The 24,533-nt window shown below is 71.2% G+C and carries 25 protein-coding genes; 12 read left to right on the forward strand and 13 right to left on the reverse strand.

The window, feature by feature from the left end; translation table 11 throughout:
• Positions 1 to 22: 22 nt before the first annotated feature.
• From IDM40_RS08130 to IDM40_RS08145, 4 genes are read right to left on the reverse strand one after another with little or no spacing between them, the layout of a single operon-like run.
• The gene (locus IDM40_RS08130; protein ID WP_017611618.1) at positions 23 to 613 is read right to left on the reverse strand and encodes a cadmium resistance transporter; all 591 of its coding nucleotides are present in this window, start codon (positions 611 to 613) and stop codon (positions 23 to 25) included.
• Positions 604 to 1,119: a signal peptidase II gene (locus tag IDM40_RS08135; protein WP_026118040.1), complete on the reverse strand. Its 516-nt coding sequence runs from the start codon at positions 1,117 to 1,119 to the stop codon at positions 604 to 606. Before IDM40_RS08135 ends, IDM40_RS08130 begins: the two co-directional genes overlap by 10 nt.
• The gene (locus IDM40_RS08140; protein WP_168444094.1) at positions 1,116 to 3,089 is read right to left on the reverse strand and encodes a heavy metal translocating P-type ATPase; all 1,974 of its coding nucleotides are present in this window, start codon (positions 3,087 to 3,089) and stop codon (positions 1,116 to 1,118) included. Before IDM40_RS08140 ends, IDM40_RS08135 begins: the two co-directional genes overlap by 4 nt.
• Positions 3,082 to 3,465: an ArsR/SmtB family transcription factor gene (locus IDM40_RS08145; protein WP_193121322.1), complete on the reverse strand. Its 384-nt coding sequence runs from the start codon at positions 3,463 to 3,465 to the stop codon at positions 3,082 to 3,084. The genes IDM40_RS08140 and IDM40_RS08145 overlap by 8 nt, the downstream gene beginning before the upstream one ends.
• Positions 3,466 to 3,508: 43 nt before the next feature.
• Between IDM40_RS08145 and IDM40_RS08150 the strand changes: the two genes are divergently transcribed.
• The 3 genes from IDM40_RS08150 to IDM40_RS28600 are packed head-to-tail and all read left to right on the forward strand — an operon-like array spanning position 3,509 to position 4,898.
• Positions 3,509 to 4,141 carry a class I SAM-dependent methyltransferase gene (locus IDM40_RS08150; RefSeq protein WP_017611622.1) on the forward strand — a complete coding sequence of 211 codons (633 nt, stop codon included), beginning with the start codon at positions 3,509 to 3,511 and terminating at the stop codon, positions 4,139 to 4,141.
• 5 nt (positions 4,142 to 4,146) lie between these two features.
• Positions 4,147 to 4,767 carry a methyltransferase family protein gene (locus IDM40_RS08155; protein ID WP_017611623.1) on the forward strand — a complete coding sequence of 207 codons (621 nt, stop codon included), beginning with the start codon at positions 4,147 to 4,149 and terminating at the stop codon, positions 4,765 to 4,767.
• Positions 4,764 to 4,898 (forward strand): hypothetical protein, encoded by a 135-nt coding sequence (locus IDM40_RS28600; protein ID WP_017611624.1) that lies wholly within the window; start codon positions 4,764 to 4,766, stop codon positions 4,896 to 4,898. Before IDM40_RS08155 ends, IDM40_RS28600 begins: the two co-directional genes overlap by 4 nt.
• A 34-nt stretch (positions 4,899 to 4,932) precedes the next feature.
• Here the strand turns inward: IDM40_RS28600 and IDM40_RS08160 are convergent, their stop codons facing one another.
• From IDM40_RS08160 to IDM40_RS08185, 6 genes are all read right to left on the reverse strand, one after another.
• Complete coding sequence (locus IDM40_RS08160; RefSeq protein ID WP_061083622.1) at positions 4,933 to 5,979, reverse strand: tyrosine-type recombinase/integrase; 1,047 nt, start codon at positions 5,977 to 5,979, stop codon at positions 4,933 to 4,935.
• Between the two features lie 79 nt (positions 5,980 to 6,058).
• Positions 6,059 to 6,766 carry a 2-keto-4-pentenoate hydratase gene (locus tag IDM40_RS08165; protein ID WP_193121323.1) on the reverse strand — a complete coding sequence of 236 codons (708 nt, stop codon included), beginning with the start codon at positions 6,764 to 6,766 and terminating at the stop codon, positions 6,059 to 6,061.
• Positions 6,767 to 6,869: 103 nt separating this feature from the next.
• Entirely contained in the window at positions 6,870 to 7,298 is a 429-nt protein-coding gene (locus IDM40_RS08170) for an ester cyclase (RefSeq protein ID WP_193121324.1), read from the reverse strand.
• Entirely contained in the window at positions 7,295 to 7,825 is a 531-nt protein-coding gene (locus IDM40_RS08175) for a flavin reductase family protein (RefSeq protein WP_193121325.1), read from the reverse strand. The genes IDM40_RS08170 and IDM40_RS08175 overlap by 4 nt, the downstream gene beginning before the upstream one ends.
• A 44-nt stretch (positions 7,826 to 7,869) precedes the next feature.
• The gene (locus tag IDM40_RS08180) at positions 7,870 to 9,255 is read right to left on the reverse strand and encodes an LLM class flavin-dependent oxidoreductase (RefSeq protein WP_193121326.1); all 1,386 of its coding nucleotides are present in this window, start codon (positions 9,253 to 9,255) and stop codon (positions 7,870 to 7,872) included.
• Between the two features lie 235 nt (positions 9,256 to 9,490).
• A complete protein-coding gene (locus IDM40_RS08185) occupies positions 9,491 to 11,074 on the reverse strand; it encodes a BCCT family transporter (RefSeq protein WP_216630508.1) in 1,584 nt (527 codons plus the stop codon).
• A gap of 361 nt (positions 11,075 to 11,435) precedes the next feature.
• Between IDM40_RS08185 and IDM40_RS08190 the strand changes: the two genes are divergently transcribed.
• The 3 genes from IDM40_RS08190 to IDM40_RS08200 all read left to right on the forward strand — a co-directional run bounded on the left by IDM40_RS08190 (position 11,436) and on the right by IDM40_RS08200 (position 15,234).
• A complete protein-coding gene (locus tag IDM40_RS08190; RefSeq protein WP_193121327.1) occupies positions 11,436 to 12,725 on the forward strand; it encodes a flavin monoamine oxidase family protein in 1,290 nt (429 codons plus the stop codon).
• An 80-nt stretch (positions 12,726 to 12,805) separates the two neighbouring features.
• Positions 12,806 to 14,284, forward strand: a complete 1,479-nt coding sequence (locus IDM40_RS08195) for an aldehyde dehydrogenase (NADP(+)) (protein WP_193121328.1) — start codon at positions 12,806 to 12,808, stop codon at positions 14,282 to 14,284.
• 158 nt (positions 14,285 to 14,442) lie between these two features.
• A complete protein-coding gene (locus tag IDM40_RS08200) occupies positions 14,443 to 15,234 on the forward strand; it encodes an IclR family transcriptional regulator (RefSeq protein WP_193121329.1) in 792 nt (263 codons plus the stop codon).
• Between the two features lie 115 nt (positions 15,235 to 15,349).
• Here IDM40_RS08200 and IDM40_RS08205 read toward each other — a convergent pair whose 3' ends face one another.
• Both IDM40_RS08205 and IDM40_RS08210 read right to left on the reverse strand, forming a co-directional pair.
• On the reverse strand, positions 15,350 to 17,416 hold the full coding sequence (locus IDM40_RS08205) for a BCCT family transporter (protein ID WP_193121330.1): 2,067 nt from the start codon (positions 17,414 to 17,416) through the stop codon (positions 15,350 to 15,352).
• A 195-nt stretch (positions 17,417 to 17,611) separates the two neighbouring features.
• Positions 17,612 to 18,772 (reverse strand): MFS transporter, encoded by a 1,161-nt coding sequence (locus IDM40_RS08210; protein ID WP_193121331.1) that lies wholly within the window; start codon positions 18,770 to 18,772, stop codon positions 17,612 to 17,614.
• Positions 18,773 to 18,896: 124 nt separating this feature from the next.
• On the opposite strand from IDM40_RS08210, the gene IDM40_RS08215 reads away from it, so the two are divergent.
• The 3 genes from IDM40_RS08215 to IDM40_RS08225 all read left to right on the forward strand — a co-directional run bounded on the left by IDM40_RS08215 (position 18,897) and on the right by IDM40_RS08225 (position 21,691).
• Positions 18,897 to 19,817 (forward strand): LysR family transcriptional regulator, encoded by a 921-nt coding sequence (locus IDM40_RS08215; protein WP_193121332.1) that lies wholly within the window; start codon positions 18,897 to 18,899, stop codon positions 19,815 to 19,817.
• A 65-nt stretch (positions 19,818 to 19,882) separates the two neighbouring features.
• Positions 19,883 to 20,455 carry a hypothetical protein gene (locus IDM40_RS08220; RefSeq protein WP_193121333.1) on the forward strand — a complete coding sequence of 191 codons (573 nt, stop codon included), beginning with the start codon at positions 19,883 to 19,885 and terminating at the stop codon, positions 20,453 to 20,455.
• 189 nt (positions 20,456 to 20,644) lie between these two features.
• Positions 20,645 to 21,691, forward strand: a complete 1,047-nt coding sequence (locus IDM40_RS08225) for a ferric reductase-like transmembrane domain-containing protein (protein ID WP_193121334.1) — start codon at positions 20,645 to 20,647, stop codon at positions 21,689 to 21,691.
• A 36-nt stretch (positions 21,692 to 21,727) separates the two neighbouring features.
• Here IDM40_RS08225 and IDM40_RS08230 read toward each other — a convergent pair whose 3' ends face one another.
• Positions 21,728 to 22,783: a zinc-binding dehydrogenase gene (locus tag IDM40_RS08230; RefSeq protein WP_193121335.1), complete on the reverse strand. Its 1,056-nt coding sequence runs from the start codon at positions 22,781 to 22,783 to the stop codon at positions 21,728 to 21,730.
• Positions 22,784 to 22,851: 68 nt separating this feature from the next.
• Between IDM40_RS08230 and IDM40_RS08235 the strand changes: the two genes are divergently transcribed.
• The 3 genes from IDM40_RS08235 (at position 22,852) to IDM40_RS08245 (ending at position 24,533) form a co-directional block, all read left to right on the forward strand.
• Positions 22,852 to 23,448, forward strand: a complete 597-nt coding sequence (locus IDM40_RS08235) for a TetR/AcrR family transcriptional regulator (RefSeq protein WP_328806971.1) — start codon at positions 22,852 to 22,854, stop codon at positions 23,446 to 23,448.
• A 17-nt stretch (positions 23,449 to 23,465) separates the two neighbouring features.
• A complete protein-coding gene (locus IDM40_RS08240) occupies positions 23,466 to 24,083 on the forward strand; it encodes a hypothetical protein (protein WP_193121336.1) in 618 nt (205 codons plus the stop codon).
• A gap of 87 nt (positions 24,084 to 24,170) precedes the next feature.
• The gene (locus tag IDM40_RS08245) at positions 24,171 to 24,533 is read left to right on the forward strand and encodes an ArsR/SmtB family transcription factor (protein WP_193121337.1); all 363 of its coding nucleotides are present in this window, start codon (positions 24,171 to 24,173) and stop codon (positions 24,531 to 24,533) included.

Raw genomic sequence — 24,533 nt, forward strand, 5'->3', positions numbered from 1 at the left:
GTGCGGGAACCGGTGGGTGTGCCTACAGTCCGAAGGCGCCGCCCTCGATGAGGATGACCACACCCAGGACAATGAGGACCAGAGGCAGCAGGATGTGACCCCAGCGGCTGAGCGCGCGGGCGATGGGAGCGCGGGTGGCCAGGAACTTGCCGGCCGCGCACAGCACACCGACCAGGATCAGAAAGACCGTCGCGTAGACGGCCAGACTGGCGTAGCCGACGGTGACGAAGACGGGGACGTAAACGCCGATGTTGTCGCCGCCGTTGGCGAAGGTGACGGTGGCGACGGTGAGCAGGGCCGGGCCGTTGTCGCTGTCGGGGGCCTCATCGTCGTCATCGCCGCGCCACAGGTTCCAGGCCGCGCGCAGGCCCAGCAGCAGCGGCAGCAGCCCGAAGTAGGCGCGCACCTCCTCGGGCAGGAAACTCGCGCCGAAGGTGGCGGCCAGCGCGGCGGCCAAGATCGCGATGAAGCCCAGGTACTGCCCGGCCACGATCTTGGCGGTGGCCCCGCGGTGCCCGGCGCCTTGGGCGAAGAACAGCGCGAGCACCACGATGTCGTCGATGTTGGTGAGGGCGAACAGGCCGGCCGCCTGGGCGATGATGATCAGGTCCACGGGTCGGAGTCCTTACCGGGCGGTGCCGGTGCGCCCTGGCGGGCGGACGTGAGCACGAGCAGTACCGCCCCTGCGACGATGAAGGCGTCGGCGAGGTTGAAGGTGGGCCACCAGCCGCTGTGCAGGTAGTCGGTGACCACACCGTCCAGGCCGCGATCGATGAGGTTGGCCAGCGCACCGCCCAACATCCCGGCCAGACCGACGCGGCCCGCGAGCGGGGTGGTAGGGGCGGTGCGCCAGGCGTAGGCGGCCACGGCGGCGGTGATGAGCCCGGTGAGGGCCACGATGACCCATGTGGGCATGCTCGCGCCCAGGCTGAAAGCGACGCCGGGGTTGTAGGTCAGGCGCAACTCCAGCAGCCCCAGGAGTTGTGGTCCGGGCCCGCCGGTCAGCCGGTCTTCGGCTAGGGCCTTCAGGGCCAGGTCGGCGGCTGTGAGTGTGAGGGCGGCGGCCAGCACGCCCCAACGGGGGAGCGTGCCGGCCGCAGTCGGTGTCGTCGGCCTCACGCCGTCGCCCCCGCACGCTCGCGTGGTGCGGCGGTGGCGGGACCACCGGGAGCCAGTCCCAGGCGGCGGGTGCGTCCGGCGCGGATGCCGTTGCCGATGACCACGACCTCGGCCACCTCGTGCACCAGCACGACCGCGGCCAGGCCCAGGATGCCGAACAGGGCCAGGGGCATCAGGCCGATGATGATGGCCAGCGACAGTCCCACGCTCTGCCACATGATGACCCGAGAGCGGCGGGCGTGGCCCAGGACCTGGGGCAGGTGGCGCAGGTCCTCGCCCATCAAAGCGACGTCGGCGGTCTCGATGGCCACGTCGGTGCCCATGGCGCCCATGGCGATCCCGAGGTCGGCGGTGGCCAGGGCGGGTGCGTCGTTGACGCCGTCGCCGACCATCGCCACCGGGCCGTGTTCGCGTAGCTGGCCGACGATGCGGGACTTGTCCTCGGGGCGCAGCTCGGCGTGCACGTCACCCGGATCGATGCCCGCCTGGGCGGCCAGGGTGGTGGCGGTGGCGTGGTTGTCGCCGGTGAGCATCACCACCCGGTAGCCCGCACCGCGCAGGGAGGCCACGACCTCGCCCGCCTCGGGGCGCAGCTCGTCGCGCACCGCGATGGCGCCCAGCAGCGCGCCGTCGTCCTCGACCAGGACGGCGGTGGCCCCGGCGTGCTGCATCCGCTTCACGTCCCCGGCCAGTGGGTCGGCCTCGATCCAGCCCGGTCGGCCCAACCGGACACTGCGGCCGTTCAGGGTTCCGGTGAGCCCGGCTCCGGTGACCGCCTCCACGTGCTCGGCCCGCTGGGGTGCGGGGGCGGCGGCCAGGATGGCGCGGGCGAGGGGGTGTTCGCTGCGCTCCTCCAGCGCGGCGGCCACCGCCAGTACCTGCTCTGCGGTGTGGCCGGGCGCCGGGGCGGTTTCGATGACGGCCGGGCGGTTGCGGGTCAGGGTGCCGGTCTTGTCCAACGCGACGGTCTTGACCCGGCCCATGGCTTCGAGGGCGGCGCCGCCCTTGACCAGGGTGCCGTGCTTGGAGGCGGCGCCGATCGCGGCGACCACGGTGACCGGGACGGAGATGGCCAGCGCGCAGGGGGAGGCGGCCACCAGCACGACCAGGGCGCGTTCGATCCACATCAGCGGGTCACCGAAGAGCGCCCCGAGGGCGGCGATGAGGGCGGCGGCGATCATCACCCCGGGCACCAGCGGTTTGGCGATCTTGTCGGCCAGGCGCTGTCCGGCGCCCTTGCGGGACTGCTCGGCCTCCACGATGGAGACGATGCGGGCCAGGGAGTTGTCGGCCGCGGTGGAGGTGACGGTCACCTCCAGGACGCCGGTGCCGTTGATGGAGCCGGCGAACACCTCGTTCCCGGGTCCGGCCTCGACGGGGACGGACTCGCCGGTGATGGCCGAGGTGTCCAGGCTGGTGTGCCCGGAGGCGATACGGCCGTCGGTGGCCAGGCGCTCCCCGGGGCGCACCACCAGCGTGTCGCCCACGACCAGCTCGGCCGGGTCGACGGTGCGCTCGGTTCCGTCGCGCAGCACTCTGGCCTGGTCGGGGACCAGGTCCAGCAGGGCGCGTAGGCCGCGGCGGGTGCGGGCCACGGAGTACTCCTCCAGCCCTTCGGCGATGGTGTAGAGCACCGCCAGCATCGCGGCCTCGCCCACCTCACCCAACAGCACGGCGCCAACGGCGGCGATGGTCATCAGCGTGCCCACGCCGATCCTGCCCTTAGCCAGGCGGCGCACGGTGGAGGGGACGAACGTCCACCCCGCGACCGCCAGCGCGGCGGCCTTGAGAACCAACCCCACCAGGTCGCCGGCGCCGACCCAGCCCGCGCCGTACCCGGCCAGCAGCAGCGCCGCGGCGACGGCGGCGAAGCGGATCTCGCTCACCTGCCACAACGCCTCCGGTTCGTGCTCTTCGGCTGCTTCCCCTGCGCGGGGCTCGTCGCCACCGCATCCGCACGCGTCACTCACCGCGCACCTCCGTCATCGTCGTGCTGTCGGTTCCGTAGTTGGGGCACAGTGCGACCGCGCTGCCGGTCGCGGCCAGCAGGATCTCGGCCGAGGCCAGCAGGTCCAGCAGCTCGGGGCGGGTCAGGGAGTAGAACACCTGCCGTCCCTCGGGACGCCCGTCGACCAGGTTGCAGTCGCGCAGGCATGCCACGTGCTTGGAGATCGTGGACTGGGCCAGTCCCAACTGTTCCACCAGGTCGGACACCCGCGCCTCACCTTGGGCCAGGCGGCGCACGATGGCCAGCCGGGTGCCGTCGGAGAGGCTGTGGAAGAGCGCCTCGGCAGCGCCCAAGCCCGTAGTTGTGGCTACGCACTCATCCGTGCCATTCATCGTCATATAGCGATCATATCCCATGTTGGCGATGTTGAAAGGTGTGGGCATGCTCATGAACCGCGTGGAGTCGGCGCTGATCGACTCACCGCCCCGGCGCTGGTTGCAGCACTACGAGGCCGCAGTGCTGGTCGAACTGGGCGGGCGCACGCCAGGCGCCCACACCGCCGAGCTGGGATGCGGACCCGGATACGGCACCAAACTCATCCTGGACACCTTCGGCGCCGCGTCCGTGGACGCCGTGGACCTGGACCCCAAAATGCTGGCCAAAGCACGGCGCCGCCTTCAGCGCCACGGCGAGCGCGTCTACCTCGCGCGCGGCTCGGCCACCGACCTGGCCGCCGCCTTCGGCCCCATCGACGGCGGAAAGGACGCCTCCTACGACGCGGTGTTCGACTTCGCGATCATCCACCACATCCCGAACTGGAGAGAGGCCCTGGCCGAGGTCGCCCGCGTTCTCACACCGGGTGGCCGGTTCTTCTTCGACGAGGTCACCGCCACCGCCCTGGCCCGCCCCACCTACAAGGCCCTGTTCGACCACCCCACCGCCGACCGGTTCAGCGCGGGCGAGTTCCTCGCCGAGCTGCCCCGCCACGGCCTGCACATCGGCGAGAACTGGCGCACCCGCATCGGTAGCGACTACCTCCTCGGCGTCGCCACCCGCACCCAAAAGGGCAGGTGAGCACGATGGCCATCACCGCACTGGTGCTCTACGGCGTCTTCATCGTCCTGACCGCGACCAAGACGCAACTCCAACGACGCCACGGCACCGACACCGGGATCCGACGCCCGGCCAGCCCGCTGGCCTGGGCCGCCCGACTCCCGCTCGCACTGGGCAGCCTGGCCACCGGCGTCGCCGCACCCATCGCCGAACTGGCCGGCCTCACGCCGCTGCCCGGCCTCGACCAGCCCGCCCTGCGCACCGCCGGCGCGGCCCTGGCCGCCCTGGGCGTGGCGGGGACCTTCGCCACCCAGCTCGCCATGGGCCAGGCCTGGCGAACCACACCCGATGAGACCGAACGCCCGCACCTGGTGACCGGCGGCCCGTTCCGCATCGCCCGCAACCCCATCTACACCGCCTACACCGCGATGTCGCTGGGCCTGGCCCTGACGGTCCCCAACCCCATCGCCGTACTCGGCGCAGCCGCCGTCCTCATCGGCGTTCAAATGCAGGTCAGGGCGATCGAGGAACCCTACCTGCGGCGCATCCACGGCGCCGCCTACTCCGGTTACGCCGCGCGCACCGGCCGTTTCCTGCCCGGGATCGGCCGCCTCACCGACCACACCACCACGAAGGGACCCCGATGAGCGGCTGCTGCACCCCGAGCGACCAGGACCCCACCCCCGAAGAAGAGCGCACCGGCACGATCGCGCTGGTCCTCGTCGTGGCCATCAGCGCCGCCACCCTGGTGGTCGTCGGCGCCTTCCTGCTGTCCTAGGGCACGCATGAGGCATCGTGCGGCGCTGCGGGCCTCACCGGTCGACGGTGAGCACCTCCAGGGCGGCGGCCTTGTCGGCCTCGGTGGGCAGAGCGTAGCGGCGGGTGGTGTTGATGTCGGCGTGCCCCATCAACTCGGCCACGGTCACCAGGTCCACCGGCTCCTTCGCCAGGTCGCCGCAGCCGCGCACCAGGTCGGTGCCGAAGGTGTGCCGTAGCACGTGTGGGCCGAACGCCTCCCCGTCGTCGCCCGGTCCGATTCCGGCCGCTGACCCCAACTCGCACACCACCGCGTTCGCCGCCCGCGTCGACAGCGCCTGGCCGTCGCGGTTGCGCACCAGCGGACCGGCAGCAGGGCGGCCGAGCTCGTCCAGGAGGAGTTCGAGGGAGGCGCGGGCCTCGGCGTGCAGCGGGACGGTGCGGTCCTTGCCGCCCAACCGTCCCTTGCCGCGCACCCGCACGCTGCCCCGGCGCGCGGACAGGCGGATGTCGGCCGCGTCCAGGGCGACGATCTCGGCGATGCGCAACCCCGTGTAGTAGGCCAGGTGGCAGATCACCCGGTCCCGGGCGGAGGCGTCGCGGGCCACGGTGCGCAGGAACCTCAGCTTGGCGCGGGCCTCGAGCGCGCGTGGAGCGCTGGGGCGGGCCAGGTGCTCGCGGACCACGTCGGGCCGTCCCGAGCCGCGCAGGGCGAAGAAGGCGTCGATGGCGGCGAGGCGGTTGTTGATGGTGGCCGCCGACAGGTGGGTTCCCCGGGCGGTGCGGGTGTTCTTCAACGTGCGGCGGTAGTCGCGCACCGCCCAGTCCCGCGCGGCCGCATCGCACAGCGGGTCGCCGTCCAGGGCGCCGGCCTCGCGCGCCTGGGCGAGCCAGGCCAGGAAGTGGGCGGCGTTGCGCCGGTACTTGTCGCGGGTGGCCGTCCCCAAATCGGTGGAGGCGGCCAGCTTCTCGCCGAAGGCGCGGTGTTCATCCGCCAGGTCGTCGGGCAGGTCGAGGGTTCGGCGCGGCCGGCCGGTGCGTGTGTTTCCAGAAGTGGAAACCGGGGGCTGTCCTCCGACAGGAGGTGTGTTTCCAGAAATCATGTCCTCAGGCTACTTCAGGGAACGCTGATTTCCAGAAGTACGGGCATCCGCCGCAAGCGTCGACTAAGTTACTCGCGGGTTACTTGGCACTTGGTGACGCGCTCCTTACCGACACCCCGAATTCCACCCCGAGGGGCGCGAGCCGGTCGGCGAGCCAGGCGATCGCGGAGACCGGGTTGCCCAGGATCTCGCGCGTTGAGCCCTCGCTGAGGACTTCCCCGTCGTGCGTGACCTGCCCGTGCATGTCCCGGAGGTCGACGTCCTCCAGCCGGCGCGGTGCCCCGCCGAGGACCACGGCCCCGGTCGACCCGTTGTCGGCGAGGGTGTCGGGCAGGTCGATGTCCCAGTTCTCGAACCGGGAGTCGATGATCTCGATGGCGGGGAGCACGTACGCGGTCGCGGAGATCACGTCGGCGGCCGTGGTGCTCGGCCCGCTCAGGCCCTCCTTCAGCACGAAGGCGGGCTCGAGCTCCACGAACGGCTCCACGTGGTTCCGCCGGTCGACCGCCAGCCCTTCCGGGACGAAGGTGCCGGCCAGCAGGTGGCCGTAGTCGGGCCGGTCGAGCCCGAAGGCGTCCTGCATGGCCTTGGCGATGTTGCCGAGTTTGTATCCGACCACCCGGTCACCTGCGGCGACGCGGTCGGCCACGCCCTGCTGCTGGATCCGGAACGCGGTGTCCGCATCCAGGCCGGTCCACCCCTTGGTCAGCGGGGGCAGTGCGCGCACGTCCCGCCGTGCCCTCGCGAGTTCGGCGGCGGCGTTGCTGATCCTGGTCTCGATGTGCATCCGTCTCCTGTCCGGGGCACGGGGGTGCCCCTGGCCGGAAGGGCGCAGCGGGCGGATCCGTCCTTCCGCCCGCTGCGCACGACTGTTGCTGCCGTTGCTGCCGTCACCGGTCGCCGGGGCGCTCGCCCACCTTCCAGATGTTGACCGAGGAGAGCAGCTCACGCGGGTCCCACACGACCCACTCCTCGGCGAGGAGGTCCTCCTCGAACCGGCAGAAGGTGGCCCCCGTGACCGTCACGACCCGGTCGGTGGGCGGCACACCCATGAAGGACCCGGTGTGTGTGCCGTGGCTCTGCCAGCGGATCGCCACCATCGACCCGTCCTCGACGGTCTCCAGGACCTCGGTACGCAGGTCGGGGAAGGCCTCCTGGGAGCTCTCGATCGCCTTCCTGACCGACTCGATGCCCTCCGAACCGGTCTTGGTGTGGCGCACGTACCCGTCGGCGAGCAGGCGCTCGAAGGACTCGAGGTCGCCGTTGCCCCAGGCCGCGCGCCAGGCGTTCCTGATGGTCGTGGACTTGTCCTCACTCATCGTCGGGCCCCGCTTCCCGCGTACGCGTTCTCCGCCGGGCCGCTGTAGCGCCCGAACTCGCCGCCCTGGAACAGCAGGGGCTGACCGTCCGCGGCGGCCATGCCCGTCACCCCGCCGACGACCATGAAGTGGTCGCCCACCACCACTTCGGCCTGCAGGGTGCAGTCGATCCAGGCCACCGAGTCCAGCAGGTGCGGGACGCCCGTCTCACCGGTCTCGTAGCGCAGCCCGTCGAACTTCCCGGGCCCCTTGCGCGAGAGCGCGCTGCACACCTCACTGCCCGGGCCGGCGAGCACGTTGGCGGAGAACTGCTGGCTGCGGCGGATCCGCGGCCAGGTCGAGGAGGTCTCGGCGACGCTGAAGGTCACCAGCGGGGGTTCCAAGGACAGGGAGGCGAAGGTCCCGACGATGAAACCGAGCTCCTCGCCGGTCGCGTCGATGCCGGTGATCGCCACGACAGAGGTGGGGATGCGCCCCATGACCTGGCGGTAGTGCTGCTGCGAGATGGAAGATTCGACGGTCAACATGTTCGACACCTCCGAGGGGGTCTTCGGGCTCTGCCTCTTCGGGATCAGGCGGTCTGCAGCTGGCGGTCGCGGTGGGCGGATCCGGGGTGGTCGTCGCGGAGGCGGGTCACGCCCGGGCCGTAGAGCTTCTCCCGCAGCGTGGAGCCGTCGTAGTCCTGCCACACCGAGCCGCGGCGCTGCAGCTCGGGGACGACCAGTTCGATGAAGTCGGCGATGTCCTGGTACTTGACGGCGTGGCCGATGTTGAAGCCGTCGATGCCGGTCTCGCGCATCCACGACTCGAGCTCATCGGCCACGGTGGAGGGGGACCCGACCAGCGTCGGTCCGGTGCCGCCGACGCCGATGTACTCGGCGATGTCGCGGGGCGTCCAGTCGCGGTCGGGGTCCATCTTGGCGAAGAGGTCGACCATGGTCTGGCCGGCGTCGGTCTTGACGTGGCGCAGGGGCACGTCCGGGTCGAACTGGGACATGTCCAGGCCGGTCCAGCCGCTGTAGCGCGCCATCGCTCCGGCGTAGCTCACCGTGCGCCGGTACTCCTCGTGGCGGCGGTGCGCCTGTTCGTCGGTGGGCGCGCAGACCACGTTCAGCATCTGCAGGACCCGCACGCTCTCGGGGTCCCGGCCCGCCTCCGCGGCCTGGGCCCGCAGGTCGTCGACCTGCCGCTTCAGCGCGGGTTTGGAGGTCGCGTTGGCGAAGACGGCCTCGGCGCCGGCCGCGGCGAGGGCGCGCCCCTTCGACGAGCCGCCGGCCTGGAAGATCACCGGTGTGCGCTGGGGCGAGGGCTCGCAGAGGAAGAAGCCGGGGACGTCGAAGTAGGTGCCGTGGTGGGCGATGTCCCTGACGCGGTCCGGGTCGGCGTAGACCCCGTTGGCACGGTCGAGCACGACCGCGTCCTCCTGCCAGGAATACTCCCAGAGCTTGTAGCAGACCTCGAGGTACTCGGCGGCCATGGCGTAGCGCTCGTCGTGCGGCACCTGGCGTCCGGTCCCGAGGTTGCGGGCGGCGCTGTCGGCGTAGGAGGTCACCAGGTTCCAGCCGACACGGCCGTCGGTGAGGTGGTCGAGGGTCGAGAAGCGCCTGGCCAGCGCGTACGGGTGCTCGTAGGAGGTGGACGCGGTGATCCCGAACCCGAGGTGTGTGGTGGCGCTCGCCATCGCCGAGACCACCATGCTCGGGTCGTTGGACGGGAGCTGCGCGGCGTCCCTGAGTGCGTGGGCCGCGCTCTGTTCGTAGACGTCGTGGTACCCGACGTTGTCGGCGAGGAAGAGGCCGTCGAACCGGCCTTCCTCGAGGAGCCGCGCGTACTCGGTCCAGTACTTGAGGTCGGTGTAGCGCGCGCCCCGGTCGTCGTCGTGCCGCCACAGGCCCGCGGACAGGTGTGCCGGGCCTTGGAAGTCGAATGCGAAGAGCCGCATCCTCCGGTCGTTCATGGGGAGCCTTCTCTCAACGTTCACTTAATGAACGCGCTGATCGAATGATGAACGATGCAAACGCTACGGACGCCCCAGAAACGCGTCAAGGGGGTCACGGGGAACTCGTTCGCAGAATCTGCAGGGGGCCTGAGATCCCGATGTTTTCCCTGTTCAAGGCGTTATCAATGGCCCGACTCAGGCATGACGAAAGGCCCGGCCGCTCCACGCGACCGGGCACACCTATGGTGTTCGTCTAGTGAACGCCCGAAGATTCGGACGGATCGGCGTGGTCGCGCCTCAGCTCCAGCACGAACCGCACCGCGGCGATGATGAGAAGGATCAGGAAGGGCAGCCCGATCACGATGGACACGGTCTGCACCGCGGACACGCCCCCGGTCAGCACCAGCACGATCGCGGTCAGGGCGATGGCCGAACCCCAGACCACGACGATGCCCCTGCGCGGGGCGAGGGTGCCGCCCTGGCAGAACATGCCGAGCACGATCGACGCGGAATCGGCGCTGCTGACGAAGAACAGGACGATCAGCACGATCACGAGCACGGACAGGATCGCCGTGAGGGGCAGCTGTTCGAAGAGCGCGAAGAGCACCGCGCCCTCACCCGACGACTCGAGCGCGCCGGTGAGTTCGCCGTCGCCCGAGCGGTCCATGTGCATCGCGGTGCCCCCGACGATGCTGAACCAGAGCAGGCTCAGGGCCGTGGGGGCCGCCAGCACGGCGAGCAGGAACTCGCGGATGGTGCGCCCGCGGGAGATCCGGGCGACGAAGGTCCCCACGAAGGGGGCGTAACCCATCCACCATCCCCAGTAGAAGACGGTCCAGGAGTTCACCCATTCCCCGCCCCCGTAGAGGCCGGTCTCGGTGGCCATGGGGACGAAGCCGGCGACATACCCGCCCAGGGCCTCGATGTAGGTCTGGATCAGGTTCACGCTCGGGCCCGCGACGAAGACGAAGGCCATGATCAGACCGGCCAGGACGGCGTTGATCGTGGAGATGTGCTTGATCCCCCGGTGGAGACCCGAGACGGCGGACAGCACGAAGAGCAGCGTGACACCGGTGATGGTCGCGATGGCGACCGTGTTGTTGACCGGGATGCCGAAGGTCGAGGCGAGGCCGTCGTTGATCTGGATCGCGCCCAGGCCCAGGGAGGTCGCGGCGCCGAACGTGGTCAGGAAGACCGAGAAGGCGTTGACCGACCGGGACGCCAACGAGGTCGTGGGTTTGTTCGGGCACACGACGGAACTGATCAGGCTGGGGCGGCCCTTGCGGAAGATCCCGTAGGCCAGGGGGAGCCCGATCAGCGCGTACAGGGTCCACGTGTGCAGACCCCAGTGGAAGATCGTGTACTCCATCGACAGCCGGGTCGCCTCCGCCGAACCGGCTTCCGCTCCGCCCAGGGGCGGCTCGGCGAGGTGGGACAGGGGCTCGGCCACACCCCAGAAGACCAGCCCGGTGCCCATCCCCGCCGCGAACAGCATCGTGATCCACGCGCCCGTGGAGAACTCCGGACGCTCACCCTCGCGCCCCAGGCGGATGCGCCCGTACCGCGAGAAGGCGATGAAACCCGCGACCCCGACGAGCCCGGTCAGGGCAAGGACGTAGAGCCAGCCGAACGAGTCGAGGATGCGGTCGAGGGCGGACTGGGCGGCGGCCGCCAGCCCGTCCGCGTCCGCCACACCCCAGCCGACGAACCCCGTGCACATGAGCATCGCGATCCCGAAGACCACCCAGTCCATCGAGCCGCGGGCCGGTGGTCGGGGCTCGTCACCGGCGTCGTCCGGCGACGTGTCGGGGGTCTGGGCAGGCTTTTCGGACACCATGACGGCGGATTCCTTCGTGTTGGCGGGGCCCCTGGGGAGTCATGAACGTCAACAGATGGACGTTCTGATAGTGAACGTAACGTCCAGTTAATGTGACCCACAGCACCAGGTCGGTCAAGGGGGGTACCGAAATTACCTCAAATGCACACGTGGAATGTGCAGCAATGGCCCTTTAAGTCGGATTGAGGGGGTTGACACTCCATCGAGCGCAAAAATAATCTGAACACCGCGTTCATTATTTGAACTGACATGCGCGCCGAAAGGCAGCTCCCCCCGAAAAGACCCCGGTCACAGCGCCACGAACCCCCGCGCCGGACACCGCCGGCACAGGCGCCCGCCGAGGGTCGGAGAAAGGCACCCCATGCAGGAATCCGCGGACGTCGTCGTCGTGGGGGCCGGTGTCGCCGGCCTGATCACCGCACGTGAACTCGGGCGCGCCGGAAAGCACGTCCTCGTACTCGAGGCCCGCGACAGGCTCGGTGGGCGCGTGTGGACCGACGAGCGCTTCGACCGGCCGCTGGAGATGGGCGGCACCTGGGTCCACTGGCTGCAGCCGCACGTGTGGGCCGAGATCAGCCGCCTCGGGCTGGAGGTCACCCGCGGCCCGCGCCCGGAGAAGGCCTACTGGCTGGCCGGCGACCAGGTGCGCACGGGAACGCTCGACGGGTTCATGGAGCTCATCGACCCGGGCATGCGCCGCCTGCTCTCCGACACCATGGACGTGGTCCCGCGTCCCTACGCCCCCACCTCCTCCCCGGCCCTGGCCTCGGTGGACGGGGCCACGGTGCAGGACAAGCTCGACGAACTGGACCTGCCGGTCGAGGAGTACAACGCCAACGAGGCCGCCTGGGTCGGCCACCTCAACGCACCGCCCAGCGAGGCCGGATTCAGCGCCGCGCTCCGCTGGACGGCCGCCACCGCCGGTTCCTGGCACCTCATGCACGAGGCCTCCGCCGTCTTCCGGCTGACCGAGGGCACCCGGGCCCTGGTCTCGGCTCTGGCCGAGGAGGCGCGGGCCGAGATCCGTACGTCCACCACCGTGAGCCGTATCGAACACGGTGACGACGGGGCCGTCGTGACGACCGCCGACGGCAGCCGGATCACTGCGGGGCGGGTGGTGGTGAGCCTGCCGCAGAACATCCTCCCGAGCGTGGAGTTCTCCCCGGCCCTGCCCCCGGGCAAGATCGCCCCCGCCGAGGAGAAGGCCGCCTCGCAGGGCGTCAAGGTCTGGATCAGGGTGCGGGGGCCGATCACCCCGTTCTTCGCCTACTCCTCCGCGCAGCACCCGCTGTCGGTCGTGCGCACGGAGTTCATCGGCCAGGACGACGCCGTGCTCGTGGCCTTCGGCGCGGACTCGACCCGCATCTCACCGGACGACCGGGACGCGGTGCAGAAGGCCCTGAACGTGTGGCGGGACGACCTCGAGGTCCTCGACAGCACCGGGCACGACTGGATGGCCGACCCGCTGTCCGGGGAGACCTGGATGATCCACCGCCCGGGTCAGGTCTCGCGGTACCTCGAGGAGCAGCAGCGCAGTGAAGGGGGCCTGCACTTCGCCGGCAGCGACCACGCGAACCTCTGGCCCGGCTTCATCGACGGCGCGGTCGAGAGCGGGCTGCGCGTCGCCCGGCAGATCACGGTCGGAGAGTGAGCCCCGGCCCTTCAGCGAGAGACCGGACCCGCGGGACTCCCCCGCCCCGACGAACGACACGAAAGGGCACCAGCGACACCATGGTCACCGCCGACACCGCCGACTCTGCAGCCACGACCGACACCGCCGCCGACGACCTGGAGCGGATCCTCGACCGGGCCGCTTCCGCCGCCCCGACCTGGGGTGCGACCCCCGACCACGAACGGGCGCATGCGTTGCGCCTGGTCGCGGACGCGCTCTCCTCGGCCCGGGACGAGCTCGTCCCGGTCGCCCACGAGGAGACCGGACTCCCCCACCGCCGGCTCGAGGGCGAGGTGCAGCGCACCGCGGTCCAGCTGCGGATGTTCGCTGACCTCGTGGAGGAGGGCGGTCACCAGCGGATCACCGTCGACCGCGCCGACCCGGACTTCGCCCCCGCCCCGCGGCCGGACCTGCGCCGCATGCTCGTGCCGTTCGGCCCCGTCCTGGTGTTCGCCGCGAGCAACTTCCCGTTCGCGTTCTCCGTCGCGGGAGGGGACACCGCCTCGGCCCTCGCGGCGGGCTGCCCGGTGGTGCTCAAGGCCCACCCGGGACACCCCGTGACCTCGCAGCTGACCGCCCGCCTGGTGTGTTCGGCCCTGCGTGAGGCCGGCGCCGACGAGGGGGTGTTCGACCTGATCAGCGGGGTCGAGCCCGGGGTGCGGGCGCTGAAGGACCCGCGGATCACGGCGGCGGCCTTCACCGGGTCCCTCGCGGCAGGGCGTCACCTCTTCGACATCGCTGCTTCGCGGCCGGAACCGATCCCCTTCTACGGCGAGCTGGGCAGCATCAACCCCGCCGTGGCCACGTCCGGGGCCGCGCGCGAACGCCCCGACGACATCGCCCGCGGGTTCACGGGCTCCTTCACGCTGGGCGCCGGCCAGTTCTGCACCAAACCCGGGCTGCTCCTCATCCCGGAGGGCACGGATCTGCCCGAGCGCCTCCAGGAACTCGTGGAAGGTGTGGACGAACAACGGCTGCTCACCGCCAAGGTCGCCGACGCCTACGGGCAGCGGTTGACGGAGCTCGCCTCGACCGCGGGGGTCCGGGTCCTGGCCGGGGGCGAAGAGACCGTGCACGGGTCCGACCGCCCCGAGGCGGGGGCGAGCCTGTTCGCGGTCCACGCCCGCGACTTCGACGGCCGGGCGCGGACACTGCTGGAGGAGAGCTTCGGCCCGGCGTCGATCGTGGTCGAGTACGGCTCGGCCGAGGAGGCACGGCGGGTGCTGTCCCTGCTCACCGGCAGCCTCACGGCGACCGTGCACACGGCCTCGTCCCCGACCGAGGAGGAGGACCGGGACGTGCGGATGCTGCTCGACACGGTGCGGCCGAAGGTGGGGCGCATCGTGTTCGACGAGTGGCCCACCGGCGTCGCGGTGACCGCGGCCCAGCAGCACGGAGGCCCGTTCCCCTCGACGACCTCGCCTGCCCACACCTCCGTCGGGACCGCCGCGGTCGACCGCTTCCTGCGCCCGGTCGCCTACCAGAACACCCCGGAGCGGTTCCTGCCGTCCGCCCTCAGGGACGGGCAGGCGGGCTGAGCCACCCGCGCCCCCGAACGTCCTCCCACCGTCCGTACTCGTCGGTATGCACGGTGTGCACGCGGATTCCTGACCGAACCCTCCACCCTCGCTGCGGCTAAGGTGGGGGGCCGGTAAAGCCCCTCGGGGCGAACGAGGACGCGTGGGAGGACGAACACATGGGCGAGGCGCCCGAGTCGGCGGACCTGACCAACAAATCCGTGGTCAAGGCCGTGCGCCTGCTGAGGGAGCTCGCCAAGCACCCCCACGGCGCGACGGCCACCGCCCTGGCGGCCGAGACCCGGATCGCCCGGCCCACCGCGTTCCGGCTCCTCTTCAGCCTGGAACAGAGCGGCTTCGTCGACCGGGTCGACAACAACTACATCCTGGGTTGGGACCTGGCCCGCCTGGGCAAGATCGCCGACCCCTACGCCGGGCTGGTCAAGCGGGTCCAGCCGGCGATCGACGACCTGGCCGCACTGCTCAACGAGTCGGCGACCCTGTCCGTACCCCGCGGGGACGACGACCTGGAACTGATCGCGGACGCGTCCGGCCCCCACGTGGTCGGCGGCGGCATGGGCAAGTACATCGGCCAACGGTTCCCGCTGCACGCGAGCTCGACCGGCAAGGTCCTGCTGGCGGAGCTCTCGGAGGACAGGCTCGCGTCGATCCTGCCGGAGGAGCTGGAGTCCTTCGCCTCCCGCACCGTCACCGACCGCGCGGTACTCGCCCAGGAACTGTCCGAGGTGCGTGAGCAGGGCTACGCGGTGATCGACAACGAGCTCGAGGAAGGGCTCCTCTCCCTGTCCCGGCCCGTGCGGGACTCGGCGGGGAACCTGGCGGCGGTCCTGACGGTCAACGGGCCGCGTTACCGCTTCGGCCGGGACCGTATCCCCGACGCGCTGCAGGGCATGCAGGAGACGGTCAACAGCATCGTCGACGTGCTCTGGGAGGAGTCCCCCCAGAAGTAGGCCGGGAGCGCCGACTCGGCATCGAACACGTCCACGCCCGTTCCCACAGCAGCGCCCGGCCTCCCCTGTCCCGACGGGGACGTGGAAGACCGGGCGCGGGTCGCGGCCGGAGGCCTCAGCGGGATCCGGTGTGCTCGGTGTCGTCCGCGCGAGCGGCGTCATCGGCCGCCTCGGCGCCGTCGAGCTGCCCGGTGTGCTCGCGCAGCAGTTCCTCGGTCTCCTGCTCGGCCCCGGCGGCGGACTCGGCGAACTCGGGGGTGTCGAAGACCTCCCCGGCCAGCGGGTCCTGGATCGCGTCCTCCTCGCTCCAGTCGAGCGCGCCGGTGTCGGGGTCGACCGTGGTCTCCTGCGGGGCGACGTCGTGCACGGCGAGGACCGTGCCGCCGTTCTCGGGGGCGTTCGCCACGACCCCGCTTCCCACGGCGGGGTCGAGCCCGGCCAGTGTCGCCGAGGCGGAACTGAACCCGCCCTGGTGGCGACTGCCGCTGTTCTGCACCCGCAACAGGTCGCGCAGGTTCTCCCCGAGTTCCTGCTGGTCACCGGCCTGTTCCTTCGCGGTGGAGACCAACGCGGAAGTGGTCGCCTGCGGACGGATGCGCACGTAACGCGGCATGACGGCGATCTCGTAGCGCAGCATCCGGACCAGAGCCACGGTGGCCACCACGTAGATGACCGACAGCGGCGCTGCACCGGCGAGGGAGCTGACCTGGAGCACGGTCAGGGCGGCCTCACCACCCGCGAGCAGCAGGAGTGCCCCGGACACACCGACGAGCGCGGCCCAGAACAGGCGGGTCACCCGGGGTGTCTCGGTGCGTCCGCCGTGGCAGAGCACGTCCACGACGAGCGAGCAGGTGTCGGCCGAGGTCACGAAGAAGAGGCCGATGACCACGATCGCGATCATCGACAGTACCGCGACGAACCCGGGCCCGATCGGCAGGTTCTCGAAGAGGGTGAACAGCGAGGTGTCGGTGTCGACGACGCCGCCCTCGCCGATCATGCCGCCCTGGGTGATCTGGTAGTGGATCCCGGTGCTGCCGAAGACCGTGAACCACACGATCGCGACGACGGTCGGGGCGAGGATGACGCCGAGAATGAACTCGCGCACGGTACGTCCGCGGGAGATGCGGGCGATGAACATCCCGACGAACGGCGCCCAGCTCAGGAACCAGCTCTGCGTGAAGAGGGTCCAGCCGAGCGTCCAGCCGTCATCGGCGCCGGCACCGGTGACGAACATGAGTTCCGGCAGCGCCTGCACGTACTCACCGGTGTTCTGCACGAGCGACTGGAACAGGAACACGGTCGGGCCGAGCAGGAGCACGGCCAGCGCCAGGAGCGCGGCCAGGCCCATGTTGGCGTGGGAGAGCCAGCGCAGCCCCTTGTACAGCCCGCTGATGACCGAGATGGTCGCGACCGCAGTGATGATCACGACCAACCCGACGAGCAGGGTGTCGGAGGGCTCGAACCAGCCCAGATGCGCCAGCCCGGCCTGGATCTGGAGCACGCCCTGCCCCAAGGAGGTCGCCACACCGAACATGGTGCCGACCACCGCGAAGACGTCGATGGCGTGGCCGAGCCAGGACTCGATGAGCTTGCGGCCGAAGACCGGTTCGAGCAGCCAGCGCACCGACAGCGGGCGTCCCCGGCGGAAGGTCATGTAGGCCAGGCCGAGGCCGACGACCACGTAGATGCCCCACGCGTGCAGGCCCCAGTGGAAAATGGCCTGGCCGATGGCGGCGCGTCCGGCCTCCTCGCTCCCGGGTTCCATGCCCAGCACCTCGGGCGGGGCGACCATGTGGTTGAGCGGTTCGGCCACGCCCCAGAAGACGAGGCCGATGCCCATCCCGGCCGCGAAGAGCATGACGAACCAGGTGAACAGCGAGAACTCGGGCTTTTCGTCGTCGCGTCCCAATCTGACGTTTCCCGCCTTGGACAGCGCGGCCCAGAAGGAGAAGACGAGAAAAACCGTGACAGCGAGGACGTACCACCAGCCGAGGGTTTCTCCGATGCCGTCGCGGATACCGCTGAAGGCGGCCTCGGCGTCGTCGCCGTACTCGGCCCCGTACCAGGTGGCCAGTGCGAGCGCTCCGACGACGATGAGGACGGCCGGGACGAAGACCGGCTTCGAGAGACCTTGCCAGACCGAGGGTCTCTTCCCGTCGTTCTGCTGGAGAACGGATGACACGTGCGTTTCCTCTTCTTTCGGATCGTGCGGACACCGCAACGGTGCGGTGGTGCTCCGGCCCGCGTGCGGTGCGGTGCCGGGCGTGCGTCACGGCGGTGTCCATGGCGTGGGCCGCATCCCCCGCTGCGGGGGTGTGCGGCCGTGGTGCGAGGCTTCGGGCGCCGCGGGCTCTTTGTGCTGTCGGCTGTGGTCCCCTCAGCCGGTCGCGCTGGGCTCGGGGTGCGCGGAGAACACGGCCTGCGAGGCGAGCGGGACCGCCAGGATCGTGACCACCGCGGCGATCACGGTCGCCGTGGTCAGGGGCACAGCGAAGGTGAGCAGGCCGACCAGGACCGGTGGAACGCCCGCGCCCGCGTAGAAGGCGATGTAGAGCGCGCCCGAGATCCCCCCGCGCTGCGCCGGCGGCACGGCGCTCTCCACCGCCGCGGACGCTCCCCCGTACGCGAGCCCGTGGCCGATCCCCGCGACGACCGCAGCCACGGCGGTGAGGAAGGCGGCGCCTCCGAAGGAGAGGGCCAGCAGGACCAGGCTGAGCAGGAGCGCCGCGAGCCCGGCCAGCTGCGCGTTGCGCACGCCCAGCGCGGGCACGGCCGGTTGCACGAACAGGGAGAACAGCAGGACCGTCCCGAGGATCGCCCCGACCACGGCCAGGTTGCTCTGCCCCTCACGCGCGAGCAGGGTCGGGATGACCGACAGGAACAGTCCCGCGGTCGTCCACGCGAGGAACCCGGTCCGGGCGGCCGCGCGGAAGACGGGCCGCAGGGGGCCGGGCACGTGCGGGCGGGCGGGCCGCCAGTGCCGCAGCGACGCCCCTTCCGTGCGCGGCAGGGCGGACACCCGCTTCCAGGCGACCCACAGCAGCACGAGGTGCAGCAGGAACGGGAGCGTGAGCGGCGCCGGGAGGTACTGGCCCAGGAACCCGGCGGCGACCGGCCCGAGCGCGGTCCCGCCCACGAAGGCGGCACCGGCGGCCACGGCGGCCCTCCGGTCCCCTGCTCCCCGTACCGAGGAGCTGATGAGCGCGACGGCCGCACCGGTGGCCGCGCCCAGCGCGATGCCCTGCGCGGCCCGGCCGACGACCATCCAGGCAGGGCCTACCGCGAGGGCGAAGCAGACCGAGCCGAGCGCGGCGGCCGCGATCCCCCACCGCAGCACCGTGCGCGGGCCGAGCGCATCCGACGCGGGGCCGAGGAACAGCAGCGCCGGGATGCTGGTCAGCGCGAAGGTGGCGTAGGTGATCGTCATGAACGCATCACCCACCCCGAACGCCTCCTGGTATCCGGGATACAGCGGGCTCGGCAGGTAGGCGCCGATGGTGAGCACCACCAGGACGAGGACTCCGGCACGCAGTTCCACGGGGCGGTCCGTTCGGGGGCCGCTTCCCCTCTCACGCTTCGTAAACATCACGGGACCAAGTTTGGGCGCCATGACCGCTGATGAGAAGCAAACATTTTTCTTCGGAACCGTGCAAAATGGTTGCATGATCGATCCGAAGCTCAAGGTCCTGCAGATGGTCGCCGAGCACGGCACCGTCACCGCGGCCGCCGAGGCGCTGCACTACACGCCCTCCGCGGTCTCCTACCGCTTGCGCCAGCTCTCCGAGGAGCTCGGGGTCGACCTGCTGGCGCCCTCCGGACGGGGCATCACTCTGACCGCCGCGGCGCGTGTGGTGCTGCGCCACGCGGAGAACCTGTACGCCGAGGCCGAGCGCACCTACGCCGAACTGGCCGCGGCGACGGACGAACCCACCGGACTGTTCACGCTGTGCGGGTTCTCGACCGCGGCGACCCACCTGCTCCCGCCGGCCGCCGCCGACCTGCGGGACCGGTTTTCCCAGGTCACGCTCCGGGTGATCGAGGCCGAACCCGTGCGCTGCTTCGACCTCCTGCATTCGGGCGACGCCGACCTCGCCCTGGTGACCAACACGGCCGGGACCCCGCCCACCAGTGACGAACGCTTCGACCAGCAGCCCCTCCTCGACGACCCCCTGGACCTGGTGGTCCCCGAGGGCCACCGCCTCACCGGCCTGAACCGGGTCACGCTCGCCGACGCCGCGGACGAACCCTGGATCGTGGGCAGCACCGGGACCACCTACCACCACCTGGTCCTGAACGCCTGCATGACGGCGGGGTTCACCCCGAACATCGCCCACCACGCCGACGAGTGGGACACCGGGACCGCCCTGGTCGCCCACGGGTTCGGCATCATCCTCGTGCCGAAACTGGCCCGGCTGCAGGACTGGCCGGTCGTGCGCCTGCCACTGTCCGGGGAGTCCGCGCCCGTGCGCCGGATCCTGGCCGCGACCCGCAAGGGCAAGCGCGATCACCCCCTGGTCGCGGCGGCACTGGAGAGCATCAGTTCCTCGTCGACGCTGCGCCCGGCCGGCGAGGACGGCGTATGAGTACCGCCGGCACCCGGGACTGACCCGGAGGAGCCCTCGGCGGGAGGGGTGCCACCATGGATGCGATGCCGGAGAGCCGTGGTGGTCGACACCTGCGGGCCGGGGTGTTCACCCTGGTCTGCGCGAGCCTGTCCGCGCACGGGCACGCGTTGAGCAGCGGTCATGACGTCTCGCTCCTCGGTCTGCTCCTCGGGGCAGCCGTCGTCCACGCCTTGACCTGGGCGGCCTCCACCCGCAGCATGGGACGGCTCCGGATCGCCGGCCACATGCTCTGGGGCCAGTTCGCCCTGCACATGGCCCTGACCGTGATCGCCGCCCCGGGCGGTGATCACGCCGCTCACGGCCAGATCACGGACACGGCCCAGGGCGCCCCCGCCGGAGCCATGATCGCCCTGCACGTGTTGTCAGCGCTGGTGAGCGCGTGGTGGTTGCACCGGGGCGAGCGGGCGTTCTTCGCGTTCCTGGGTTTCATGGCCCTGCGGGCCCTGCCGCTGCTGGTGGTCGCCGGTGCACTGCCGACCCCGGCCACGCCGCCGAAGGCACGGGCACCGTTCCCCGATCACCGTGGCCGCCCTGCGTTCTCCTACCTGCGGTACACACAGGTCCTGCGCGGTCCGCCAGTGCCTTCTCCGGCCTGAACCCCCGTCGTCCCGGGCCACGAGAAGCCACTGCATCGAGCGCACCGAGCGACTCGCGCGACGCACGTGTACCGCTGCCTGCCCGGTCATGACCGGGCGGTCCGAGGTGGGACGTGTGTCCGGACGCGCCGCCACGCGCTCGGAGCAGCGTTTTCAGGACCACCGAGAAACGCCCCGAGGAGCCTGTCCATGACCACCCCTGCCCTCCCCCGGAAGAGCCCCCGCCGGGTGGACCGCCGCACCCTGCGTACGGACCTGCGCCATCTCATGTTCGACGCGGTTCTGGCCCTGGCGGTCACCGCGCTCATTTTTGCCCTCCTGTACTGGCGGATCGACGCCGGTACGTCTCAGACCCTCGACGTCATGCCGGAGCTGGACGACGCACGTGTGTACTGGCTCTACTGGGCCTGCCAGGCCTTCGGCTGGTCGGCCCTGCTGTGGGCCTGGGTCAGCGTGGTGTTCGGCCTGGCCCGGTCGATGGTGCCGCTGAGGTCCTCCCCGTTCTCCCACGCGCAGGTGGAGCGGTGGCACCGTGTCACCAGCATCACGACGATGTTGCTGATGCTGGCCCACGCGCTGGCGTTCTTCGCCGAGAAGATGCGCGCGAACGACGACGGGCTCGGCCCGGTCCCGCGGCTCCTGACAGCGCTCGCCGACACGTTCGTTCCCGGCCATTACTCGTCCGGGACCGGTGAGGTGGCCATCCTGATCGGCCTCATCGCTCTGTACCTGGCGATCCCTCTGGGCCTGTCCTTCTACGTGCGTTCGTGGACCGGAAGCAGGCTGTGGCGGGCCCTCCACCGGTTCGTGATCGTCGTCTACGTGCTCAGCGTCTGGCACACCCTGCTGTACGGCACCAACGTGTGGTTCGAAGGGTGGTTCCGGACACTGGTCTGGGCGCTCCAGCTCCCGATCGCCCTGTTGTTCCTGGCCAGGCTGTTGCGCCCGCTGCGACAGGAGGAGCGCCTGTCCCTGCGGAGCGTGGCGCAGGAACCGCGCCCCGGTGTGCTCGCGCGCTCGGCGGGACGGCTGCTCACCGCCGCCGACGTGGTCGTCCTGCTCCTGGCCACGGTGACCGGCCGGGACGGCGGCCGCACACCGGACGAGGAGGCCGGGGACATGCTCGTCACCCAGCCGATGGTCTGGGGCGGCCTCGCTGTCCTGGTGACGGTGATGGGGGCTGTGGCCCTGGCGAGGAGGCGGCCCCGCCCGGTGCCCACCACACCTGCCGAGTGAGCCGTCCGGTGCCTGAGCCGGGCCTCGGGCCGGGCCTCACCCCACGTTCAGTACGAGCTTGCCGATGTGGCGCCGGGTGGCGAGCTCGGTCTGGGCGCGGTGCACGTCGTCGAGGCCGAAGGTGGCGGCGATGACGGGCCGCACGTCCCCGCTCCGGGCGATCCCCACCAGGGTCCGGAAGTGAGCGGGGGTGTGCATGCTGGAGCCGACGAGCACGAGGTTGCGGGTGTACAGGCGCCGCACGTCCAGGTGCGGGTCGGCGCCGCCCAGGGCGCCGGCCACGATCCACCGTCCGCCGTCGCGCAGTGTTTCGAGCCCGTACGTGAGGCCGGTGCCGGCGACGACGTCGAGCACGGCGTCGACGCCTTCGGGGGCGAGCCCGGCGATGCGCTGCCACGGGTCGCCCTCGCCCCGGTCCAGGACGTGCTCGGCACCGGCCTCGCGCACCGCGTCGAGCTTTCCGGCGCTGCTGACCGCGATGACCCGGCAGCCGCGGGCCGCTGCCAACTGCACGAGGGCGAGCCCCACACCGCCGGAGGCGCCGGTGACCGCGACGGTCTCCCCCGCCCGCACGCCGCCGCGCTCGAGCATGCCGAGGGCGGTTCCGTAGGCGGTGGGGAAGCACGCCAGCTCGGCGTCGTTCAGCGGGGAGTCCCCGACGTCGTGCACACGGCCGGCCTCGACCAGGACGTACTGGGCGTAGCCGCCGTCGCGCTCGCTGCCGAGCAGGCCCACGGGGTTGGCGTCGTCGCCGTCGCCGTCGTAGATCGCGGGGTCGACGAGGACGCGTGCGCCCGTGAGGCCCGGGTCGACGCCGGCGCCGGTGCTCTCGACGGTTCCGGCGATGTCGGCGCCCTGCACGCGGGGGAAGTCGATCGGCCCGCGCCACCCGGACCGCGCCTCCGGGTCCCCCGGTGCCCCGTAAGCCCCCTCGCGGGTCCACAGGTCGGTGTTGTTGAGCGCGACCGCCGCGACCCGGACCAGAACCTGGCCGGGGCCCGGGGCGGGAACCGGGATCTGTGCGAGCTCCAGGGCATCGGCGTCGCCGTGGCGGGTGATGCGGGCGGCGAGCATCGTGTTGTCGTCGGCCATGGTGGTGACCCCCTCCTCAGGTATACTGATCGGTAAACCTTCCTCCGCAGCCTAAGGTACACAGATCAGTGAAGGCAACCGCTCTCGATCCTGACACGCTGACCCCGGGCGCACGGCGCGTCCTCGACTCCGCCTCGGAGCTGTTCTACGAACGCGGCATCACGGCCGTGGGCGTCGACCTGATCGCCCAGCACTCCGGCGTCACCAAGCGCACGCTCTACAACCGGTTCGGGTCCAAGGAGACCCTCGTGGCCACCTACCTCCTGGCCCGGGACCGCCGCTGGCGCGCCCACGTCGCCGATGCGCTGGAAACGCCCGACCTCTCCCCCGGGGAGCGCGTGACCGTGCCGTTCCGCGCCCTGCGGGAATGGATGCGCGGCAACCCCAGGGGCTGCGCCTTCATCAACGCCCTCGCGGAACTGCCCGACCCCGAGCACCCCGGCCATCAGGTGGCCGCCGACCAGCAACAGTGGCTGCTGGAGCTCTTCACCTCCCTCGCCACCGACGCCGGCCTGCGCACCCCCGACGACCTGGCCCACCAGCTGCTCTGCCTGTACGAGGGGGCGCTGGCCGTGCAGGTCCCCGCCACCACGCGCAGCAGCGCGGAGACGGTCGGCGACGCCGCGGCCGTGCTCGTGCGGGCCGCCGCACCGAGCAACCCCTGACCGGAAGAAGGATCCCCATGCTGCTCGTCGTCTCCGGTGCCTCGGGCGTCGGCAAGAGCACCGCCCGCCTGCACGCCGCCCCGCTCCTGGGTTCCGAGTTCGAGTCGGTGGAGCTGGGGCACTATCCGCCGATCCCGCGGACCCCCACCTCCGCGTGGCGGCAGGAGACCGTGGAGCGGATCGTGCAGCACGCCATCGAGCTCGACGGGCAGGGCCGCCACCTGCTGCTGGCCGGCGACCCGGTCCCCGCCGGGGAAGCGCTCGCGGCCCCTTCGGCGGACCGGATCGACGTCGCGGTGTGCCTGCTCGACGCCGACACCGAGACCCAGGGCGCCCGCCTGGACGCCCGGGACGAACCTGCCGAAACCAGGCACCTGCACGCCGCGTTCGCCGACTGGATGCGCAGGCACGCGGTCGACCCCGCGCACGCGCCCGAGGTGGTCACCGGTGATGCCTGGCCCGGGATGCGGTGGGACCGCTGGGTCGGCGCCGACGTCGCGCAGCACTGGGAGATGTCCGTGGTCGACACCTCCCACCGCACCCCCGAGGAGGTCGGCGCGTCGGTCGCCGACTGGTGCCGGCGTGCGGTGCGGGGCGAGGCCCCCGTGTTCCGCGCGGGCTGGCACCTGGCCTGATCCGGGCCCACGGGCCGGCCAAGGCCACCGCGCCCTCGTTTCCACCCGACCTTCCCTGCTCATACCAACATTCGTTAGATTGTTTGTATGACGACCGATTCCTGTGACCTGCTCTGCCTCGACCTGCCCCAGGCCGAGGCGGTCCGCGCACGCGTGCCCGTCGACGGCCCCGCCCAGCAGGCGGCCGACCGCGCGCGTGCGCTGGGCGACCCCACCCGGCTGCGTATCGCCCGTGCGCTGCAGGTGGGCGAGGAACTCTGCGTGTGCGATCTGGCCTGGGTCTGCTCGTCCTCGCAGAACCTGGTCTCCCACCACGTGCGGCAGCTGCGCACCGCCGGGCTGGCCGCCTCGCGCCGCGACGGCAAACTCGTGATGTACCGGCTCACCGAGCCCGGCCACAGGCTGCTCTCGGCGCTCATGCCCGACACCGAGACGGCAGAGAGAGGCTGA

It is taken from the genome of Nocardiopsis coralli, from assembly GCF_014892575.1.
GTDB classification, from domain to species: Bacteria; Actinomycetota; Actinomycetes; order Streptosporangiales; family Streptosporangiaceae; genus Nocardiopsis; species Nocardiopsis coralli.

Bases quoted from the DNA above. Each gene is read 5' to 3' on its own strand.
- IDM40_RS28600 (WP_017611624.1), top strand. From the start codon at position 4,764: ATGAGCGGCTGCTGCACCCCGAGCGACCAGGACCCCACCCCCGAAGAA.
- IDM40_RS08155 (WP_017611623.1), top strand. From the start codon at position 4,147: ATGGCCATCACCGCACTGGTGCTCTACGGCGTCTTCATCGTCCTGACC.
- IDM40_RS08200 (WP_193121329.1), top strand. From the start codon at position 14,443: ATGGGCGAGGCGCCCGAGTCGGCGGACCTGACCAACAAATCCGTGGTC.
- IDM40_RS08190 (WP_193121327.1), top strand. From the start codon at position 11,436: ATGCAGGAATCCGCGGACGTCGTCGTCGTGGGGGCCGGTGTCGCCGGC.
- IDM40_RS08220 (WP_193121333.1), top strand. From the start codon at position 19,883: ATGCCGGAGAGCCGTGGTGGTCGACACCTGCGGGCCGGGGTGTTCACC.
- IDM40_RS08215 (WP_193121332.1), top strand. From the start codon at position 18,897: ATGATCGATCCGAAGCTCAAGGTCCTGCAGATGGTCGCCGAGCACGGC.
- IDM40_RS08230 (WP_193121335.1), bottom strand. From the start codon at position 22,783: ATGGCCGACGACAACACGATGCTCGCCGCCCGCATCACCCGCCACGGC.
- IDM40_RS08195 (WP_193121328.1), top strand. From the start codon at position 12,806: ATGGTCACCGCCGACACCGCCGACTCTGCAGCCACGACCGACACCGCC.
- IDM40_RS08165 (WP_193121323.1), bottom strand. From the start codon at position 6,766: ATGCACATCGAGACCAGGATCAGCAACGCCGCCGCCGAACTCGCGAGG.
- IDM40_RS08145 (WP_193121322.1), bottom strand. From the start codon at position 3,465: ATGACGATGAATGGCACGGATGAGTGCGTAGCCACAACTACGGGCTTG.
- IDM40_RS08175 (WP_193121325.1), bottom strand. From the start codon at position 7,825: ATGTTGACCGTCGAATCTTCCATCTCGCAGCAGCACTACCGCCAGGTC.
- IDM40_RS08180 (WP_193121326.1), bottom strand. From the start codon at position 9,255: ATGAACGACCGGAGGATGCGGCTCTTCGCATTCGACTTCCAAGGCCCG.
- IDM40_RS08225 (WP_193121334.1), top strand. From the start codon at position 20,645: ATGACCACCCCTGCCCTCCCCCGGAAGAGCCCCCGCCGGGTGGACCGC.
- IDM40_RS08170 (WP_193121324.1), bottom strand. From the start codon at position 7,298: ATGAGTGAGGACAAGTCCACGACCATCAGGAACGCCTGGCGCGCGGCC.
- IDM40_RS08245 (WP_193121337.1), top strand. From the start codon at position 24,171: ATGACGACCGATTCCTGTGACCTGCTCTGCCTCGACCTGCCCCAGGCC.
- IDM40_RS08185 (WP_216630508.1), bottom strand. From the start codon at position 11,074: ATGGTGTCCGAAAAGCCTGCCCAGACCCCCGACACGTCGCCGGACGAC.
- IDM40_RS08150 (WP_017611622.1), top strand. From the start codon at position 3,509: ATGCTCATGAACCGCGTGGAGTCGGCGCTGATCGACTCACCGCCCCGG.
- IDM40_RS08160 (WP_061083622.1), bottom strand. From the start codon at position 5,979: ATGATTTCTGGAAACACACCTCCTGTCGGAGGACAGCCCCCGGTTTCC.
- IDM40_RS08240 (WP_193121336.1), top strand. From the start codon at position 23,466: ATGCTGCTCGTCGTCTCCGGTGCCTCGGGCGTCGGCAAGAGCACCGCC.